We start from the raw sequence: 15,575 nt of genomic DNA on the forward strand, positions 1-15,575 counted from the left end.
GGGGCTTTTTGGCCTTTTTCCAGACAAGGGAAAAGAAATCGGAAAGGGATGTTGACTTGGTAATGAGAATCGCTATGATTATCACAACTGGTCGCGAGACCGGTCGATATTCTGAAAGGCCCTTGGTTCGGACTCTCAGATTATCTCCTCATCAGGCTAATCACGGTTATTTGACCCGGTTTTTACCGGGTCTTTTTTTGCCTGTGGAAAAGTCATTTGCCGAACTGCTTTCGCATCTCGGCACAGTAATCCTGCGGCGGTCGGGCAGGCGTGAACCAGACATAGTCGGCCATGCTCGCCGACACTTCACTGCCCTGTTCCGCCAGCAGCAGCACCGTCGGCGCTTCCTCTGCGCCAAGATCCAGCGCATGCAGCGGCACGCCGACATCCTTGTGCGCATGAAAGGCTCCGGCGAACAGCATCGCGGGCGCAGGCGCCGCCAACAAGCGCGAGGCCATGCGCCGATCCCGCTGTTGCTGAACCGCCAGCATCGCCGGCATTTGCGAGGCCGGCAGCAAGCCGCAGTGAGAATCGGCAATCTGCTCCAGCAATTGCTTCTTGACCGGTGCAGCGTTGCTGCGGGTTCCGCTCAACGCCGGAGACTCGCGGTAGAACGCCCGAACGTCGGCGGCATCGAGATTGGCCGCCAGCAGCGGATAAGGCTGAGCGAGGGCAAACCGGACGATCGGCCCGTACAGGCTCCAGTCCCATCCATCCTGCCAGGCCAAGGCTTGGGCAAGGTCTGCGGGAGGCGCAGCGGACCTGCGCACATCATCGACCCGCGCCTGTTGCTCGGGCACCAGCATTTCCAACAGCAGGCTGCCTTGGGGGCGTTCCTTTTCCAGGTTCTGCAGCAGCCACAGCTGCAGGCCATGGTGGTCGGCATTGTCGTGCTGCTCGCCGACGATCACCCGCTGCGGCTCGCCCAGGCGTGCCAGCAGTTGCCGGGGCGTCAGCGCCTCAGCGCTACGCAGGTCCCGGATTTCGCCCGTGACCGGAGGCGGTGCCACAGCCTGACAGCCGCCGAGCAACAAGATCGCCAACAACAGGATTGCGCGCATGCCTGCACCTCGTAGAACCGTTCAGCGGGCGATGATCAGCGGGTGTCCGCGCTCCGGATGCGGTTGCACCAGCACCTCCAGGCCGAACACCGCCTTGAGCGAGTCCGGCCGCAACACCTGCTGCGGCGTGTCCAGCGCCACGGGCCGCCCGCCTTCGAGCAGCAGGATGCGATCACAATAGCGCGCCGCCAGATTCAGATCATGCAGGATCACCATCACCGCCGCGCCGCGGTCGGCAAACGCCCGCACGGCCTGCAGCGTGGTGTGCTGATGCAGCGGATCGAGCATCGACGTCGGCTCGTCCAGCAGCAGGGTCTGCCCGGCCTGCCCCGGCCACAACTGCGCCAGCACCCGCGCCAGGTGCACACGCTGGCGTTCGCCGCCGGACAGCGCCAGATAGCTGCGTCCGCTCAAGTGCGCCGCATCCGCCGCCTGTAACGCCTCGATGATGATTTCATCGTCGCGCACCCGTCCGGCCTGATGCGGCAAGCGCCCCATCCCGACCACTTCCTCGACGCGGAAAGCGAACTCCAGGGTGGACACCTGCGGCAGCACCGCCAGCCGCTGGGCGCGTCGGCTGCCGCGCCACTGCGCCAATGCCACGCCCTCAAGCAGGACGTCACCGTCGTCCGGCGCCAGCTCGCCGCACAAGGCGCCGAGCAACGTGCTCTTGCCCGCGCCGTTCGGGCCCAGCACCCCCAGCACCTCGCCCGGCGCAAGCTGCAGGCTGACCCCGGCCAGCACCGTCTTGCGGCCGCGGCGGATGTGCAGATTGTCTGCGCGCAACATCAGGCCCGCCCCCGCAGCAGCAGATAAAGGAAGAACGGCGCCCCGATGAACGCCGTCACGATGCCGATCGGCAGTTCCGCCGGCGCCAGCGCCAGCCGCGCCACCAGATCCGCCAGCAACAGCAGGCTCGCCCCGGCCAGCACCGACGCCGGCAACAGCACCCGGTGATCGGGCCCGGCCAGCAGCCGCACCAGATGCGGCACCACCAGGCCGACGAAACCGATCATTCCCGCCGCCGCCACGGCCGCGCCGACGCCGAGGGCCGTGCAGAACACCAGTTCGCGCTTGAGCCGTTCGACATCGATGCCAAGATGCCCGGCCTCGGACTCCCCCAGCAACAGCGCATTCAGCGCCCGTGCCCGGCGCGGCAGCCACAAGGCCACCCCGGCGCTGATGATCAGCAGCGGCCACAAGCGTGCGTAACTGGCGCCGTTGAGGCTGCCCAGGTTCCAGAACGTCAGGGTGCGCAGGGTCGCGTCATCCGCCAGGTAAGTGAACAGGCCGACGGCCGAGCTGGCCAGCGCGGTCAGGGCGATCCCCGCCAACAGCATGGTGGCGACATTGGTCTGCCCGTTGCGCCGGCCCAGCCGGTACACCAGCGCCGTCACCCCGAGGCCGCCGAGAAACGCGCACGCCGACAACAAATAGGGGCCGAACCACTCCGGCAGCCCACCGAACAGCGAACCGCCGACAATCGCCACCGCCGCCCCCAACGCCGCGCCGCTGGACACACCGACCAGCCCCGGGTCGGCCAACGGATTGCGGAACAACCCCTGCATCGCCACGCCGGACAGCGCCAGCACCCCGCCGACCGCCAGCCCGAGCAGCGTGCGCGGCAGACGGATCTGCCAAAGGATCAGTTCGGCCTGCTCCAGCCCGTCCGCCGCCAGCGGCACGCCGAGCATGCGCAAGGCCGTGCGCAGCGTATCCAGCAACGGCAGGCTGACCGGCCCCAGCGCCAACGACAGCCAGGTCGCCGACAGGCACAACAGGATCAGGCCGATGAACAGGCCCCGGGGTTTGACCACTGGATTCATTGCCCGCCCTTGGCCGGGTAGAAACCGTCGGACAGCGCCTTCAGCGCCGCCGGCAGACGCGGCCCGAGGCCGCCGACCAGCAGCGTCGGATCCAGCTCCAGCACCCGCCCGGCCTTGGCCGCACGGCTGGCGTTGAGGATCGGGTTTTCCTTGAACAGGGCCGCCTTCGCCGCCTCGCCGTTCATCGCCCGGTCGGCGAAGACCAGTACTTCAGGATCCAGGCCCGCCAGCGACTCCACGGAAAAAGGCTTGTAGCCGGATTGCGTCGCCAGGTTGCGCCCACCGGCCTGGCGGATCATCCAGTCCGCGGCGGTGTCGGTGCCGGCGATCAGCGGTTTGCCGCCGGCATGCCCCAGGATCAGCAGCACGCCCGGAGCCTTCTGCTTCGCCTGCGCTTGAGCCACGCGCTGCTTTTGCGTATCCAGCTGCTGTTGATAATTGTGCAGCTGCTGCGCGGCCTGCTCATCGGCCCCCAGCAGCGCCCCCAGACGGTTGACGTTCTTTTCCAGGGTCGGCAGGTCAGGCTGGGCCGAGAACAGCTCCACCTGCACGCCAGAGCTGCGCACCTGGGAAATCACCGGCGGCGGGCCCATTTCCTCGGTGCCGATCAAAATCTGCGGGCGCAGGCTCAGGATCCCCTCGGCCGAAAGGCTGCGCTGATAGCCGATGCTCGGCAGCGCCTTGAGCGATTCCGGATGCTGGCTGGTGGTGTCGACGCCCACCAATTTGGCCTCGCCGCCCAACGCGCTCACCCATTCCGACAAGGCCCCGCCGGCGCTGACCCAGCGTTGCGGCAAGTCCGCCGCCCCTGCCAGGTGGCTGACGAACAGTCCGGTGCACAGCACGGCGATGCGGGTACTCAGGCGCATGAACAGCTTCCTTGAACAGGTTTTTCCGGGCATCGCGACGCGAGGACAAGTATCCTCGGCATCGGGTCGCCAGGCGGCGGACGAAGGCGGCCATTTGATAATTGTTTGCATTTGAACGTCAAGCTCGGACACATCCGGACACGAGCCGACATTTGAGGATAGCCATGAAGTTTCTGTGCGCGGGCGCCGAGCTGGCCGAGGCCGGCAGCCGCGGTTTCGATATCGAAGGGAAAAGGCTGTTCGCGGTGCGCCGCAGCGGCCGGGCCTATGTCTACCTGAACCGCTGCCCGCACCGGGGCGTGGGGCTGGAATGGCACCCGGACCGTTTTCTCGACCCGAGCAACAGCCTGATCCAGTGCGCTACCCACGGCGCGCTGTTTCTGATCGAGGACGGCGAATGCGTCTCCGGCCCCTGCGCCGGACAGGCGCTGACCGCCATCCCCTGCCGCGAAGACGCCCAAGGGCTGTGGGTCGACCTCTAGCCGTCGAGCAAGACGTCCAACCGGCGGTCGATCACCATCTGCTGATGATCCAGCCGCACGCCATAGGCCAGCACCTCGACCCCGCAGGCCACCGCCTCGCGCAGGGCATCGGCGTAGCCCGGATCGATTTCACGGGCCGGGCGCACCGCGTCGATGCCGCTGAGATTGACGCAATACAGCTGCACCGCCCGGATGCCGTCCCGGGCCAGGTGCGCGAGCTCGCGCAGGTGCTTGGCGCCGCGCTCGGTCACCGCATCGGGAAACGCCGCCACCGCCGTGCCGTCGAAGCCCAGGGTGACGCTCTTCACTTCCACGTAGGCCGGCCCTTGCGGGTAGTCGAGACGAAAATCGATCCGGCTCTTTTCCTGACCGTAAGCGACTTCGCGCTTCAGCGCGGTAAACCCGTTCAGCTCGCGGATCACTCCGGCCTGCAACGCCTCCTCGACCAAGGCATTGGCCCGCCCGGTGTTCACGCAGAACCGCCGGCCCTGCGGGGTTTCGCCGATCTCCCAGGTGCCGGGCAGCTTGCGCTTGGGATCGTTGGAGCGACTGAACCAGACCTGCCCGCCCTCCACCAGGCAATTGAGCATCGAGCCGGTGTTCGGACAGTGGAGCGTCAACGACTCACCGCCGACCGTCTCGACATCGGCGAGAAACCGCTTGTAGCGCCGGATCAGCCGCGCCTCTTCGAGGGGAGGATGAAAGCGCATCAGCCTTGCCAGCTCTTCAGGCCGCGGGCGATCCGATCCACCGCTTCTTGCAGGCGCGCAAGGTTTTGCGTGTAGGCGAACCGCACGTGATGGCCGGCCTGATGACGGCCGAAGTCCAGCCCCGGCGTGAATGCCACATGCTCGGTCTCAAGGAAATGCCGGCAGAACGCGAAGGCATCGCCGCCGAACCGGCTGATGTCGGCGTACAGGTAGAACGCCCCTTCCGGCTCCACGGCGATGTTGAAGCCCAATTCGCGCAGTGCCGGCAGGAGGAAATCCCGACGGCGGCCGAACTCGGCGCGGCGTTCCTCGAGGATGGCGATGGTATTGGGCTCGAAGCACGCCAGCGCGGCTTGCTGGGCGATGCTCGGGGCACTGATGTAGAGGTTCTGTGCAAGCTTCTCCAGCTCGCCGACCGCCGCCTGCGGCGCCACCAGCCAGCCGAGGCGCCACCCGGTCATGCCGAAATACTTGGAAAAACTGTTCAGGACAAAAGCACTGTCATCCACTTCAAGGACGCTGGCAGCGTCGGTGCCGTAGGTCAGGCCATGATAGATCTCGTCCACCACCAGATGGCCGTGGCGCGCCTTGACCGCCGCGGACAGCGCCGCCAGCTCGTCGCGGCTCAGCACCGTGCCGGTGGGGTTGGCCGGCGAGGCGACCAGCGCGCCGACGCTGTCGTGGTCCCAATGACGGTCGACCAGGTCCGGCGTCAGCTGATAGCGCACCTCGGGGCCGACCGGCACCAATTGCGCCGCGCCTTCGACCAGCCGCAGGAAATGCCGGTTGCACGGGTAGCCGGGGTCGGCCAGCAGCCAATGCTTGCCCGGATCCACCAGCAAGGCGCTGGCCAGCAGCAGTGCGCCGGAACCGCCGGGCGTGATCAGAATGCGCTGCGGATCGATGTCCAGGCCATGGCGCTGGCGGTAGAAGCCGGCGATCGCCTCGCGCAGCTCGGGAATGCCCCTGGCGGCGGTGTAGCGGGTTTTCCCTGCCTCCAGCGCCGCCTGCCCGGCGCGGATGATCGGCTCGGCGGTGGTGAAGTCCGGCTCGCCGATCTCAAGGTGGATCACGTCGTGGCCGGCGGCCTGGAGCTCGTTGGCCCGCGCCAGCAGCGCCATGACATGAAACGGTTCGATCGCACGACTGCGCGCACTGTAGGACTGAGCCATCGGCCTTGCTTCCCAGGGAAAAGAAGCGATTCTACCCACGTCGCGGAACGGTCGAGAACCCGCAGCGGTCAGAACCTCTGAGACTCTGGACTGTAACGAGCCATACGTATGCTCCAGGATTGACTAAAATCAGTGATTGATCAGGTCTCCAGCACCACCGGACACGGCCTGGCAAACATTTGCAGGCGCCACCGGCCGCGGGCTCGACATCCGGGAGTGGCGCGGGCCGAATTGATCTGGTAAGTTCGCCCGCTTGCAGCCGCAGGGCCGGCAGGTGTCGGTGATGGAGCAATCCTGCGCAATGGATTACAAGAGTAGAGGCGGTCCATTCATGCCCACCCAAGCAAAGCAACAACCGACGATCAGCGGTTTCGAACCTTACGTTCCGGCCGAAGGCGAGGAGTACATGGGCGCCCCCATGCGCGCTCACTTCACCAAGCTTTTGATGAGCTGGAAAAAAGAGCTGATGGAAGGGGTCGACAAGACGGTAGACCACATGAAGGATGAGGCTGCCAACTTCCCGGATCCGGCCGACCGTGCCAGCCAGGAAGAAGAGTTCGCCCTCGAGCTGCGCGCCCGCGACCGCGAGCGCAAGTTGATCAAGAAGATCGACAAGACCCTCGAACTGATCCAGGACGAAGAGTACGGCTGGTGCGAGTCCTGCGGCATCGAGATCGGCGTCAAGCGCCTCGAGGCCCGTCCTACCGCCGACCTGTGCATCGACTGCAAGACCCTGGCGGAAATCAAGGAAAAGCAGGTCGGCAAGTAATCCCGGCCCGAGCAGAGAACGGAGCGTGCGAACGCTCCGTTTTCGTTTCCGCTCCTGAACCTGCGACAACGCAGCGTCAGCCCCGTCCTATGCTGAACGAAACATCGCATCCGCGGACAAGCCCGCTCCCGCAGCGAGTCGGCGCAAGCCTGGAACCCGTATCGCCATCCCCATGACCGCCATGACCTCCCCTGCCTACATCGGCCGCTTCGCCCCCACCCCCAGCGGACACCTGCACTTCGGCTCGCTGGTGGCCGCCCTCGCGTCCTATCTGGACGCGCGCTCGGTCGGCGGCTGCTGGCTGGTGCGCATGGAGGATCTCGATCCGCCCCGGGAAGAACCCGGCGCCCAGGCCGCGATCCTCGAGGCTTTGGAGCGCTACGGCTTCGAATGGGACGGCGAGATGGTGCGCCAGAGCGACCGCCACGACGCCTACGCCGAAGTGCTCAACCGCCTGTTCAATCAAGGCCTGGCCTACGCCTGCACCTGCTCGCGCAAGCAACTGGAGCCCTACGGCGGCATCTACCCGGGGCTGTGCCGCAATGCCGGCCATGGCCAGGAGGACGCGGCGATCCGCGTGCGCGTGCCGGAGCTGGAGTACCGCTTCACCGACCGCGTGCAGGGCGAGTTCCGCCAGCACCTGGGCCGCGACGTCGGCGACTTCGTGATCCGCCGCCGCGACGGTCTCTACGCCTACCAACTGGCCGTGGTGCTGGACGACGCCTGGCAGGGCATCACCGACATCGTGCGCGGCGCCGACCTGCTCGACTCCACACCGCGCCAGCTCTACCTGCAGGAACTGCTGGGCCTGCGCCAGCCGCGCTACCTGCACCTGCCGCTGATCACCCAGCCGGACGGCAACAAGCTCGGCAAGTCCTACCGCTCCCCGCCGCTGACCGCCGACCAGGCAACGCCCCTGCTGCTCAGGGCCCTGCGGGCGCTGGGCCAGGAACCCGGCCCGGAACTGGCCGACGCCACCCCGCAGGAACTGCTGGCCTGGGGCTGCGCCCACTGGGACGCCGCGAAAATCCCGCGCACACTGACATTGCCCGAAGCACAACTGCTGTGACGGCACTTGCAGTGGCGCGCCCATCCGTTACCATCGCCGCACGTTTTCGGGCACGCGCATAAAAAAGAGAGGCCGGGATGTACATCTATCGCTTGGTCCTGCTTCTGGTCGTGGGGATCTACCTGTTTTCGCCGGCCATCATGGATTGGTGGATCGACGCCACGGGCGCCTGGTATCGCCCTTATCTGCTGTGGCTGATCCTGATCGTCGTGACCTTCATCCTGCAGAGCCAAAAAGATGCCGATGAGCTTTAGCCTGACCCAGATGCTGCTGATCAGCGCCGCCTACCTGGCCGCCCTGTTCGGCGTGGCCTGGATCAGCGAACGGGGCATGATCCCGCGGGCGATCATTCGCCATCCGCTGACCTACACCCTGTCGCTGGGGGTCTATGCCAGCGCCTGGGCGTTCTACGGCACGGTCGGCCTGGCCTATCAGTACGGCTACGGGTTCCTGTCCAGTTACCTGGGGGTCTCCGGCGCGTTCCTGCTGGCGCCGGTGCTGCTGTACCCGATCCTCAAGATCACCCGCACCTATCAGCTGTCGTCGCTGGCGGACCTGTTCGCCTTCCGTTTCCGCAGCACCTGGGCCGGCGCGCTGACCACGATCTTCATGCTGATCGGCGTGCTGCCGCTGCTGGCGCTGCAGATCCAGGCCGTGGCCGACTCCATCGGCACCCTCACCGGCGAGCCGGTGCAGAACCGCGTGGCCCTGGCGTTCTGTGCGCTGATCATCCTGTTCACGATCTTCTTCGGTTCCCGGCACATCGCCACCCGCGAGAAGCACGAAGGCCTGGTGTTCGCGATCGCCTTCGAGTCGGTGATCAAGCTGGTGGCCCTGGGCGGCGTCGGCCTCTACGCGCTGTACGGCGTGTTCGACGGCCCGCAGCAGCTGGAACTGTGGCTGCTGCAGAACCAGACCGCCCTCGCCGCCCTGCACACGCCGCTGCAGGAAGGCCCGTGGCGCACCCTGCTGCTGGTGTTCTTCGCCTCGGCCATCGTGATGCCGCACATGTACCACATGACCTTCACCGAGAACCTCAACCCGCGCTCGCTGGTGAGCGCGAGCTGGGGCCTGCCGCTGTTCCTGCTGCTGATGAGCCTGGCGGTGCCGCTGATCCTCTGGGCCGGGCTCAAGCTGGGCGCCACCACCAACCCCGAATACTTCACCCTCGGCATCGGCATCGCCGCCGACAGCAAGGCGCTGGCGCTGCTGGCTTACGTCGGCGGCCTGTCGGCGGCCAGCGGGCTGATCATCGTCACCACCCTGGCCCTGTCCGGGATGGCGCTCAACCACCTGGTGCTGCCGCTCTACCAGCCGCCGGCCGAGGGCAACATCTACCGCTGGCTGAAATGGACGCGGCGGGCGCTGATCGTCGCGATCATCATGGCCGGCTTCTGCTTCTACCTGATGCTCGGCCCGGGCCAGGATCTGGCCAACCTCGGCATCGTGGCCTTCGTCGCCACCCTGCAGTTCCTGCCCGGCGTGCTGTCGGTGCTGTACTGGCCGACCGCCAACCGGCGCGGCTTCATCGCCGGCCTGCTGGCGGGGATCATGGTGTGGGTGGTGACCATGCTGCTGCCGCTGGTCGGCAACCTGCAGGGCTTCTACATCCCGCTGCTGAACATGATCTACGTGCTGGACGACACCAGTTGGCACATGGCGGCCATCGCCTCGCTGGCCGCCAACGTCCTGATGTTCACCCTGATTTCGCTGTTCACCAACGCCAGCCCCGAAGAGGCCAGCGCCGCCGAAGCCTGCGCGGTGGACAACGTGCGCCGTCCGCAGCGCCGGGAACTGCACGCCGCCTCGCCGCAGGAATTCGCCACCCAGCTGGCCAAGCCGCTGGGCGCCAAAGCCGCGCAGAAGGAAGTCGAACAGGCCCTGCGCGACCTCTACCTGCCGTTCGACGAGCGCCGCCCCTACGCCCTGCGCCGCCTGCGCGACCGCATCGAAGCGAACCTGTCCGGCCTGATGGGGCCGAGCGTGGCCCAGGACATGGTGGAAACCTTCCTGCCCTACAAGGCCGGCGGCGAAAACTACGTCACCGAAGACATCCACTTCATCGAAAGCCGCCTCGAGGACTACCACTCCCGCCTCACGGGGCTGGCCGCCGAACTCGACGCCCTGCGCCGCTACCACCGCCAGACCCTGCAGGAGCTGCCGATGGGCGTCTGCTCGCTGGCCAAGGATCAGGAGATCCTGATGTGGAACAAGGCGATGGAGGAACTGACCGGTATCGCGGCGCAACGGGTGGTCGGCTCGCGCCTGGGCACCATCGCCAACCCGTGGAAAGAACTGCTGCAAGGCTTCATCAACGTGCCGGACGAGCACCTGCACAAGCAGCACCTGACCCTCGACGGCCAGACCCGCTGGCTGAACCTGCACAAGGCGGCGATCGACGAACCGCTGGCGCCGGGCAACAGTGGCCTGGTGCTGCTGGTCGAGGACCTGACCGAAACCCAGATGCTCGAAGACAAGCTGGTGCACTCCGAACGCCTGGCCAGCATCGGTCGGCTGGCGGCCGGCGTGGCCCACGAAATCGGCAACCCGATCACCGGCATCGCTTGCCTGGCGCAGAACCTGCGCGAGGAGCGCGAAGAGGACGGCGAACTGACGGAAATCAGCGGCCAGATCCTCGAACAGACCAAACGCGTGTCGCGCATCGTCCAGTCCCTGATGAGCTTCGCCCACGCCGGCAGCCATCAGCACAGCGACGAACCCGTCTGTCTGGCGGAAGTGGCGCAGGACGCCATCGGTCTTCTAGCCTTGAACCGGCGCAACTTCGAGGTTCAGTTCTTCAACCTGTGCGACCCGGACCATTGGGTCGAAGGCGACCCGCAGCGGCTCGCCCAGGTATTGATCAACCTGCTGTCCAACGCCCGTGACGCCTCGCCCGCCGGCAGTGCGGTGCGGGTGAGGAGCGAAGCCTACGAACACACGGTCGACCTGATCGTGGAAGACGAAGGCAGCGGCATCCCGTCGAGCATCATGGACCGATTGTTCGAACCTTTCTTCACCACCAAGGACCCTGGCGAAGGCACCGGCCTGGGCCTTGCACTGGTCTATTCCATCGTTGAAGAGCATTATGGACAAATCACCATCGACAGCCCGGCTGATGTACAGAGCCAGCGCGGCACCCGTATCCGGGTGACTTTGCCGCGTCATGTCGAAGCGACGTCCGCTGTGAACTGAGACCGTCGAGAGTATCGAATCAATGCCGCACATTTTGATCGTCGAAGACGAAACCATCATCCGCTCCGCCTTGCGCCGCCTGCTGGAACGCAACCAGTACCAGGTCAGCGAAGCCGGTTCAGTGCAGGAAGCACAAGAACGCTTCAGCATTCCCACTTTCGACCTGATCGTCAGCGACCTGCGACTTCCGGGCGCACCGGGCACCGAGCTGATCAAGCTCGGCCAGGGCACCCCGGTGCTGATCATGACCAGCTACGCCAGCCTGCGCTCGGCCGTGGACTCGATGAAGATGGGCGCGGTCGACTACATCGCCAAGCCCTTCGACCACGACGAGATGCTCCAGGCCGTGGCCAGGATCCTGCGTGACCGCCAGGCCGCCCCCGCCGCCGGCGAAGCCGTCGCGGGCAAGTCCGCCAACGGCAGCGGCAAGGCCGCCGTCGATGCGGGCAACGGCGAGATCGGCATCATCGGCTCCTGTCCGCCGATGCAGGATCTGTACGGCAAGATCCGCAAGGTCGCGCCGACCGACTCCAATGTGCTGATCCAGGGCGAGTCCGGCACCGGCAAGGAACTGGTGGCCCGGGCCCTGCACAACCTGTCCAGGCGCGCCAAGGCACCGATGATCTCGGTGAACTGCGCCGCCATCCCGGAAAGCCTGATCGAGTCCGAACTGTTCGGCCACGAGAAAGGCGCGTTCACCGGCGCCAGCGCCGGCCGCGCCGGCCTGGTGGAAGCGGCGGACGGCGGCACGCTGTTCCTCGACGAGATCGGCGAACTGCCGCTGGAGGCCCAGGCCCGCCTGCTGCGCGTGCTGCAGGAAGGCGAAATCCGCCGGGTCGGTTCGGTACAGTCGCAAAAGGTCGATGTGCGCCTGATCGCCGCGACCCACCGGGACCTCAAGAACCTGGCGAAGATCGGCCAGTTCCGTGAAGACCTGTACTACCGCCTGCACGTGATCGCCCTGAAGCTGCCGGCCCTGCGCGAGCGCGGCGCCGACGTCAACGAAATCGCCAACGCATTCCTCGCCCGCCAGAGCGCCCGGATCAACCGCACCGACCTGAAATTCGCCGCGGACGCCGAACAGGCGATCCGTCACTACTCCTGGCCGGGCAACGTGCGGGAGCTGGAGAACGCGGTGGAACGCGCGGTGATCCTGAGCGAGAGCCCGGAAATCTCCGCCGACCTTTTGGGCATCGACATCGAGCTGGGGGACCTGGAGGAGGACGAATTCATCGGCCTGCCGGCGCAAGCGGCCGCCAGCGCACCCACCAACAGCCACGAGCCGACCGAAGACCTGTCGCTGGAGGACTACTTCCAGCACTTCGTCCTCGAGCATCAGGACCACATGACCGAGACCGAACTGGCGCGCAAGCTGGGCGTCAGCCGCAAGTGCCTGTGGGAACGCCGTCAGCGCCTGGGCATTCCGCGGCGCAAGACCGGGGCCACCAGCGAGAGCTGAACGTTACCTGTCGAGCGTGCGGGTAACTGTTGAAAGGCTGAGAAAACTGTTACCTCAGCCATTTCACGTAACAGAAGCCGGGGTTATCGGTAACGAAACCCCGGCTTTTTTTCGCCCTCAAAAACCTGCCAGACCGTCCCAACCCCTTGTTTTACTGGGGTTTGCAAAAGTTGGCACGGCACCTGCTATATGTTTGGTACAAGAACAATAACAAGCAATGCATAAGACAATAAAAATAAGACGAATCGACTCACGCACAATAAAAACAAGACGGCGAGAGGCGCAGCTAACTGATTCTTTTGGAGAGGCGTTGTATTTGGGATTCGTCCCACGACCAGGCCGAGAACAACAAAAACTGTCTTGAGACAGAGCCTGTACTGGTTGGATCGCAAGATCACTGCAACTCAGCGACCAAAGCAATCCGTTTGCTCTTGGCTCCCGAATGGGAGGGTCATGAAGGGAAAACTTCATGACGAGGGCGCTCAACAAAAACAAGAAGCCCGAATCAAAAATAAAAAGAGCACGCAACTACTTCTTGGGGAGCTTCGGCTCCCCTTGTAGTTTCTGTCACCTTGACGTCCGCCCTGGCGATCCCCCTCCAGAAATTGCGGCTCCGAACGCCCTAGACGGCGGCCTGCAGCTCAAATCCGCTGCGTCCTACACCATTCGCCGACTAAATGCTAGAATCCCCGCCCATCATGCGGCCATTCCCCGGTAAGGCCGAACATTCCTTCAAACAGTGCATCCCATGCTGAAGAAGCTGTTCCAGTCATTTCGAACGCCCCTGCGTCGTACGCAACAACACATCCGCAGCACGCCTGAAGTCCTCAACAGCGGCCAGCACTCGCTGCAGAAGGCGCAATTCAGCCGTTATGCGGTCAACATCGTCGAACGTCTGCAGAGCGCCGGCTACCAGGCCTACCTGGTCGGCGGCTGCGTGCGCGACATGCTGCTGGGCATCACGCCCAAGGACTTCGACGTGGCCACCAGCGCCACCCCTGAGCAGGTCCGGGCCGAATTCCGCAATGCGCGGATCATCGGCCGCCGCTTCAAGCTGGTGCATATCCATTTCGGCCGCGAGATCATCGAGGTCGCGACCTTCCGCGCCAACCACCCGCAAAACGAAGACGACGAAGACAGCAACCAGTCCTCCCGCAACGAAAGCGGGCGCATCCTGCGCGACAACGTCTACGGCACCCTGGAGGAGGACGCGCAACGCCGCGACTTCACCATCAACGCCCTGTACTACGATCCGGTCAGCGAGCGCATCCTCGACTACGCCAACGGCGTGCACGATATCCGCAACCACCTGATCCGCCTGATCGGCGACCCGGTGCAGCGCTACCAGGAAGACCCGGTGCGGATGCTGCGGGCCGTGCGCTTCGCCGCCAAGCTCAATTTCGGCATCGAGAAGCACACCGTCCAGCCGATCCGCGACCTGGCGCCGATGCTGCGCGAGATCCCGTCGGCCCGCCTGTTCGAGGAAGTGCTCAAGCTGTTCCTCTCCGGCCACGGTGCGATCACCTATGAAATGCTGGTCGACCTGCAATTGTTCGAACCGCTGTTCCCGGCCAGCGCCGACGCGCTGGAGCACAACCCGGAATACACCCACACGCTGATCAGCGAAGCCCTGACCAACACCGACCTGCGGATCAAGCAGAACAAACCGGTGACCCCGGCATTCCTGTTCGCCGCCCTGTTGTGGCCCGCCCTGCCGGCCCGCGTGCTGCGTCTTCAGGAACGGGGCATGCCGCCGATTCCGGCGATGCAGGAAGCGGCCCACGAACTGATCGCCGAACAGTGCCAGCGCATAGCCATTCCGAAGCGTTTCACGATGCCGATCCGCGAGATCTGGGACATGCAGGAACGCCTGCCGCGGCGCAGCGGCAAACGCGCCGACCTGCTGCTGGACAACCCGCGCTTTCGCGCCGGCTACGACTTCCTGCTGCTGCGCGAAAGCGCCGGCGAGCAGACCGACGGCCTGGGCGAGTGGTGGACCGATTACCAGGACGCCAACGACAGCGGGCGCCGGGACATGATCCGCGAACTCAGCGGCAAGGACGACGGCACCGGCGGCGCACCGCGCAAGCGCCGGCGCAGCAACGCCAAGCGCAAGAGCGCAGCGGGCGAATAAGGCATGGAACGCATCTACATCGGCATGGGCAGCAACCTGGCTGCCCCGGCCGAGCAATTGCGCAGCGCGGTCGACGCGCTGGCGCACCTGCCCGCCACCGACCTGGCCGGCGTTTCGGCGTTCTACCAGAGCGATTCGCTGCTGCCGGGCCAACCGCGCTACACCAACGCGGTCGCGGCGCTGGACAGCTCGCTCTCCCCGCTGGAACTGCTCGACGCCCTGCAAGCCATCGAAAACGATCAGGGCCGCGAACGCCTGGAACGTTGGGGCCCGCGCACGCTGGACCTGGACATTCTGCTGTTCGGCGACCGACTGATCGACGAGCCCCGCCTCAAGGTGCCGCACTACCACATGCAGGAACGCGCGTTCGTCCTGTACCCCCTGGCGGAGCTGGCGCCGCAGGACTTGCGCCTGGCCGACGGCCGCACCCTGGCCGCGCTGCTGGCGGCCTGCCCGTTCATCGGCCTCGAACGCCTCTGACGGATTCCCCTGCCTCAGCCCGGGGCTGCCTGGGCTGACGTCACCGCCAGCAGGTTGGCTCCCACAGGGATCACTGCCGACGCCCCCGCCGCTCCCCGCAACTGCCTTTTTTGTAGGACAAAAATTCGGCAGCCCAGACCCGCCGCAGCGCTGAATCGCATCAGTAACGCCGGTAACACTCCCGTCGTAACAATGCGGTAACACACGTAATTGACTTCCTGGGTTCTCATCACGACTATAGGCGTCCCGCTGCCGCCAACCCGGCGCACAAGGGCGCAATCCAGGCCTTATAAGCACGACAAAAGAGCGTGCGCCTGAATAGATGACGAATCACGCGCGTTACCCGCAGCAG

Annotated in this window: 14 protein-coding genes; 8 read left to right on the forward strand and 6 right to left on the reverse strand. The window is 65.5% G+C overall.

Annotated features, from left to right (window positions below):
- Nucleotides 1-212 precede the first annotated feature (212 nt).
- The 4 genes from CAG33_RS13585 to CAG33_RS13600 are packed head-to-tail and all read right to left on the reverse strand — an operon-like array spanning nt 213 to nt 3,756.
- Nucleotides 213-1,061 (reverse strand): ChaN family lipoprotein, encoded by an 849-nt coding sequence (locus CAG33_RS13585; protein ID WP_085638821.1) that lies wholly within the window; start codon nt 1,059-1,061, stop codon nt 213-215.
- Nucleotides 1,062-1,082: 21 nt separating this feature from the next.
- Entirely contained in the window at nt 1,083-1,850 is a 768-nt protein-coding gene (locus CAG33_RS13590; protein WP_085638824.1) for a heme ABC transporter ATP-binding protein, read from the reverse strand.
- Nucleotides 1,850-2,833: an iron ABC transporter permease gene (locus tag CAG33_RS13595; RefSeq protein WP_170930003.1), complete on the reverse strand. Its 984-nt coding sequence runs from the start codon at nt 2,831-2,833 to the stop codon at nt 1,850-1,852. The genes CAG33_RS13590 and CAG33_RS13595 overlap by 1 nt, the downstream gene beginning before the upstream one ends.
- Nucleotides 2,834-2,883: 50 nt before the next feature.
- A complete protein-coding gene (locus CAG33_RS13600; protein ID WP_085638830.1) occupies nt 2,884-3,756 on the reverse strand; it encodes a hemin ABC transporter substrate-binding protein in 873 nt (290 codons plus the stop codon).
- A gap of 164 nt (nt 3,757-3,920) precedes the next feature.
- On the opposite strand from CAG33_RS13600, the gene CAG33_RS13605 reads away from it, so the two are divergent.
- Nucleotides 3,921-4,238, forward strand: coding sequence for a Rieske (2Fe-2S) protein (locus CAG33_RS13605; RefSeq protein ID WP_085584279.1), 318 nt, complete (start codon nt 3,921-3,923; stop codon nt 4,236-4,238).
- On the opposite strand, the gene sfsA is transcribed toward CAG33_RS13605, so the two are convergent.
- Entirely contained in the window at nt 4,235-4,948 is a 714-nt protein-coding gene (gene sfsA / locus CAG33_RS13610) for a DNA/RNA nuclease SfsA (protein WP_085584277.1), read from the reverse strand. The genes CAG33_RS13605 and sfsA overlap by 4 nt on opposite strands.
- Nucleotides 4,948-6,120 (reverse strand): pyridoxal phosphate-dependent aminotransferase, encoded by a 1,173-nt coding sequence (locus CAG33_RS13615; RefSeq protein WP_085584275.1) that lies wholly within the window; start codon nt 6,118-6,120, stop codon nt 4,948-4,950. The genes sfsA and CAG33_RS13615 overlap by 1 nt, the downstream gene beginning before the upstream one ends.
- Nucleotides 6,121-6,451: 331 nt before the next feature.
- Here CAG33_RS13615 and dksA point away from each other — a divergent pair, with 331 nt between their 5' ends.
- The 7 genes from dksA to folK all read left to right on the forward strand — a co-directional run bounded on the left by dksA (nt 6,452) and on the right by folK (nt 15,223).
- A complete protein-coding gene (gene dksA, locus CAG33_RS13620) occupies nt 6,452-6,889 on the forward strand; it encodes an RNA polymerase-binding protein DksA (protein ID WP_085632256.1) in 438 nt (145 codons plus the stop codon).
- A 181-nt stretch (nt 6,890-7,070) separates the two neighbouring features.
- On the forward strand, nt 7,071-7,958 hold the full coding sequence (gluQRS, locus tag CAG33_RS13625; RefSeq protein WP_170929999.1) for a tRNA glutamyl-Q(34) synthetase GluQRS: 888 nt from the start codon (nt 7,071-7,073) through the stop codon (nt 7,956-7,958).
- 77 nt (nt 7,959-8,035) lie between these two features.
- Nucleotides 8,036-8,212, forward strand: coding sequence for a hypothetical protein (locus CAG33_RS28270; RefSeq protein ID WP_003176118.1), 177 nt, complete (start codon nt 8,036-8,038; stop codon nt 8,210-8,212).
- Entirely contained in the window at nt 8,196-11,150 is a 2,955-nt protein-coding gene (locus CAG33_RS13630) for a sensor histidine kinase (RefSeq protein WP_170930000.1), read from the forward strand. Before CAG33_RS28270 ends, CAG33_RS13630 begins: the two co-directional genes overlap by 17 nt.
- A gap of 22 nt (nt 11,151-11,172) precedes the next feature.
- Complete coding sequence (locus CAG33_RS13635; protein WP_085584267.1) at nt 11,173-12,609, forward strand: sigma-54 dependent transcriptional regulator; 1,437 nt, start codon at nt 11,173-11,175, stop codon at nt 12,607-12,609.
- Nucleotides 12,610-13,357: 748 nt separating this feature from the next.
- Nucleotides 13,358-14,743: a polynucleotide adenylyltransferase PcnB gene (locus tag CAG33_RS13645; RefSeq protein ID WP_085584263.1), complete on the forward strand. Its 1,386-nt coding sequence runs from the start codon at nt 13,358-13,360 to the stop codon at nt 14,741-14,743.
- A 3-nt stretch (nt 14,744-14,746) separates the two neighbouring features.
- Complete coding sequence (gene folK / locus CAG33_RS13650) at nt 14,747-15,223, forward strand: 2-amino-4-hydroxy-6-hydroxymethyldihydropteridine diphosphokinase (RefSeq protein WP_085638833.1); 477 nt, start codon at nt 14,747-14,749, stop codon at nt 15,221-15,223.
- Nucleotides 15,224-15,575 lie beyond the last annotated feature (352 nt).

It is taken from the genome of Pseudomonas sp. B3(2017), from assembly GCF_002113595.1.
GTDB classification, from domain to species: Bacteria; Pseudomonadota; Gammaproteobacteria; order Pseudomonadales; family Pseudomonadaceae; genus Aquipseudomonas; species Aquipseudomonas ekonensis.

Excerpts from the sequence above, each read along its gene's own strand:
- CAG33_RS13645 (WP_085584263.1), top strand. The coding sequence starts at position 13,358 with ATGCTGAAGAAGCTGTTCCAGTCATTTCGAACGCCCCTGCGTCGTACG.
- CAG33_RS13615 (WP_085584275.1), bottom strand. The coding sequence starts at position 6,120 with ATGGCTCAGTCCTACAGTGCGCGCAGTCGTGCGATCGAACCGTTTCAT.
- CAG33_RS13605 (WP_085584279.1), top strand. The coding sequence starts at position 3,921 with ATGAAGTTTCTGTGCGCGGGCGCCGAGCTGGCCGAGGCCGGCAGCCGC.
- CAG33_RS13585 (WP_085638821.1), bottom strand. The coding sequence starts at position 1,061 with ATGCGCGCAATCCTGTTGTTGGCGATCTTGTTGCTCGGCGGCTGTCAG.
- gluQRS (WP_170929999.1), top strand. The coding sequence starts at position 7,071 with ATGACCTCCCCTGCCTACATCGGCCGCTTCGCCCCCACCCCCAGCGGA.
- CAG33_RS13630 (WP_170930000.1), top strand. The coding sequence starts at position 8,196 with ATGCCGATGAGCTTTAGCCTGACCCAGATGCTGCTGATCAGCGCCGCC.
- CAG33_RS13600 (WP_085638830.1), bottom strand. The coding sequence starts at position 3,756 with ATGCGCCTGAGTACCCGCATCGCCGTGCTGTGCACCGGACTGTTCGTC.
- folK (WP_085638833.1), top strand. The coding sequence starts at position 14,747 with ATGGAACGCATCTACATCGGCATGGGCAGCAACCTGGCTGCCCCGGCC.
- CAG33_RS13635 (WP_085584267.1), top strand. The coding sequence starts at position 11,173 with ATGCCGCACATTTTGATCGTCGAAGACGAAACCATCATCCGCTCCGCC.
- CAG33_RS28270 (WP_003176118.1), top strand. The coding sequence starts at position 8,036 with ATGTACATCTATCGCTTGGTCCTGCTTCTGGTCGTGGGGATCTACCTG.
- sfsA (WP_085584277.1), bottom strand. The coding sequence starts at position 4,948 with ATGCGCTTTCATCCTCCCCTCGAAGAGGCGCGGCTGATCCGGCGCTAC.
- CAG33_RS13590 (WP_085638824.1), bottom strand. The coding sequence starts at position 1,850 with ATGTTGCGCGCAGACAATCTGCACATCCGCCGCGGCCGCAAGACGGTG.
- dksA (WP_085632256.1), top strand. The coding sequence starts at position 6,452 with ATGCCCACCCAAGCAAAGCAACAACCGACGATCAGCGGTTTCGAACCT.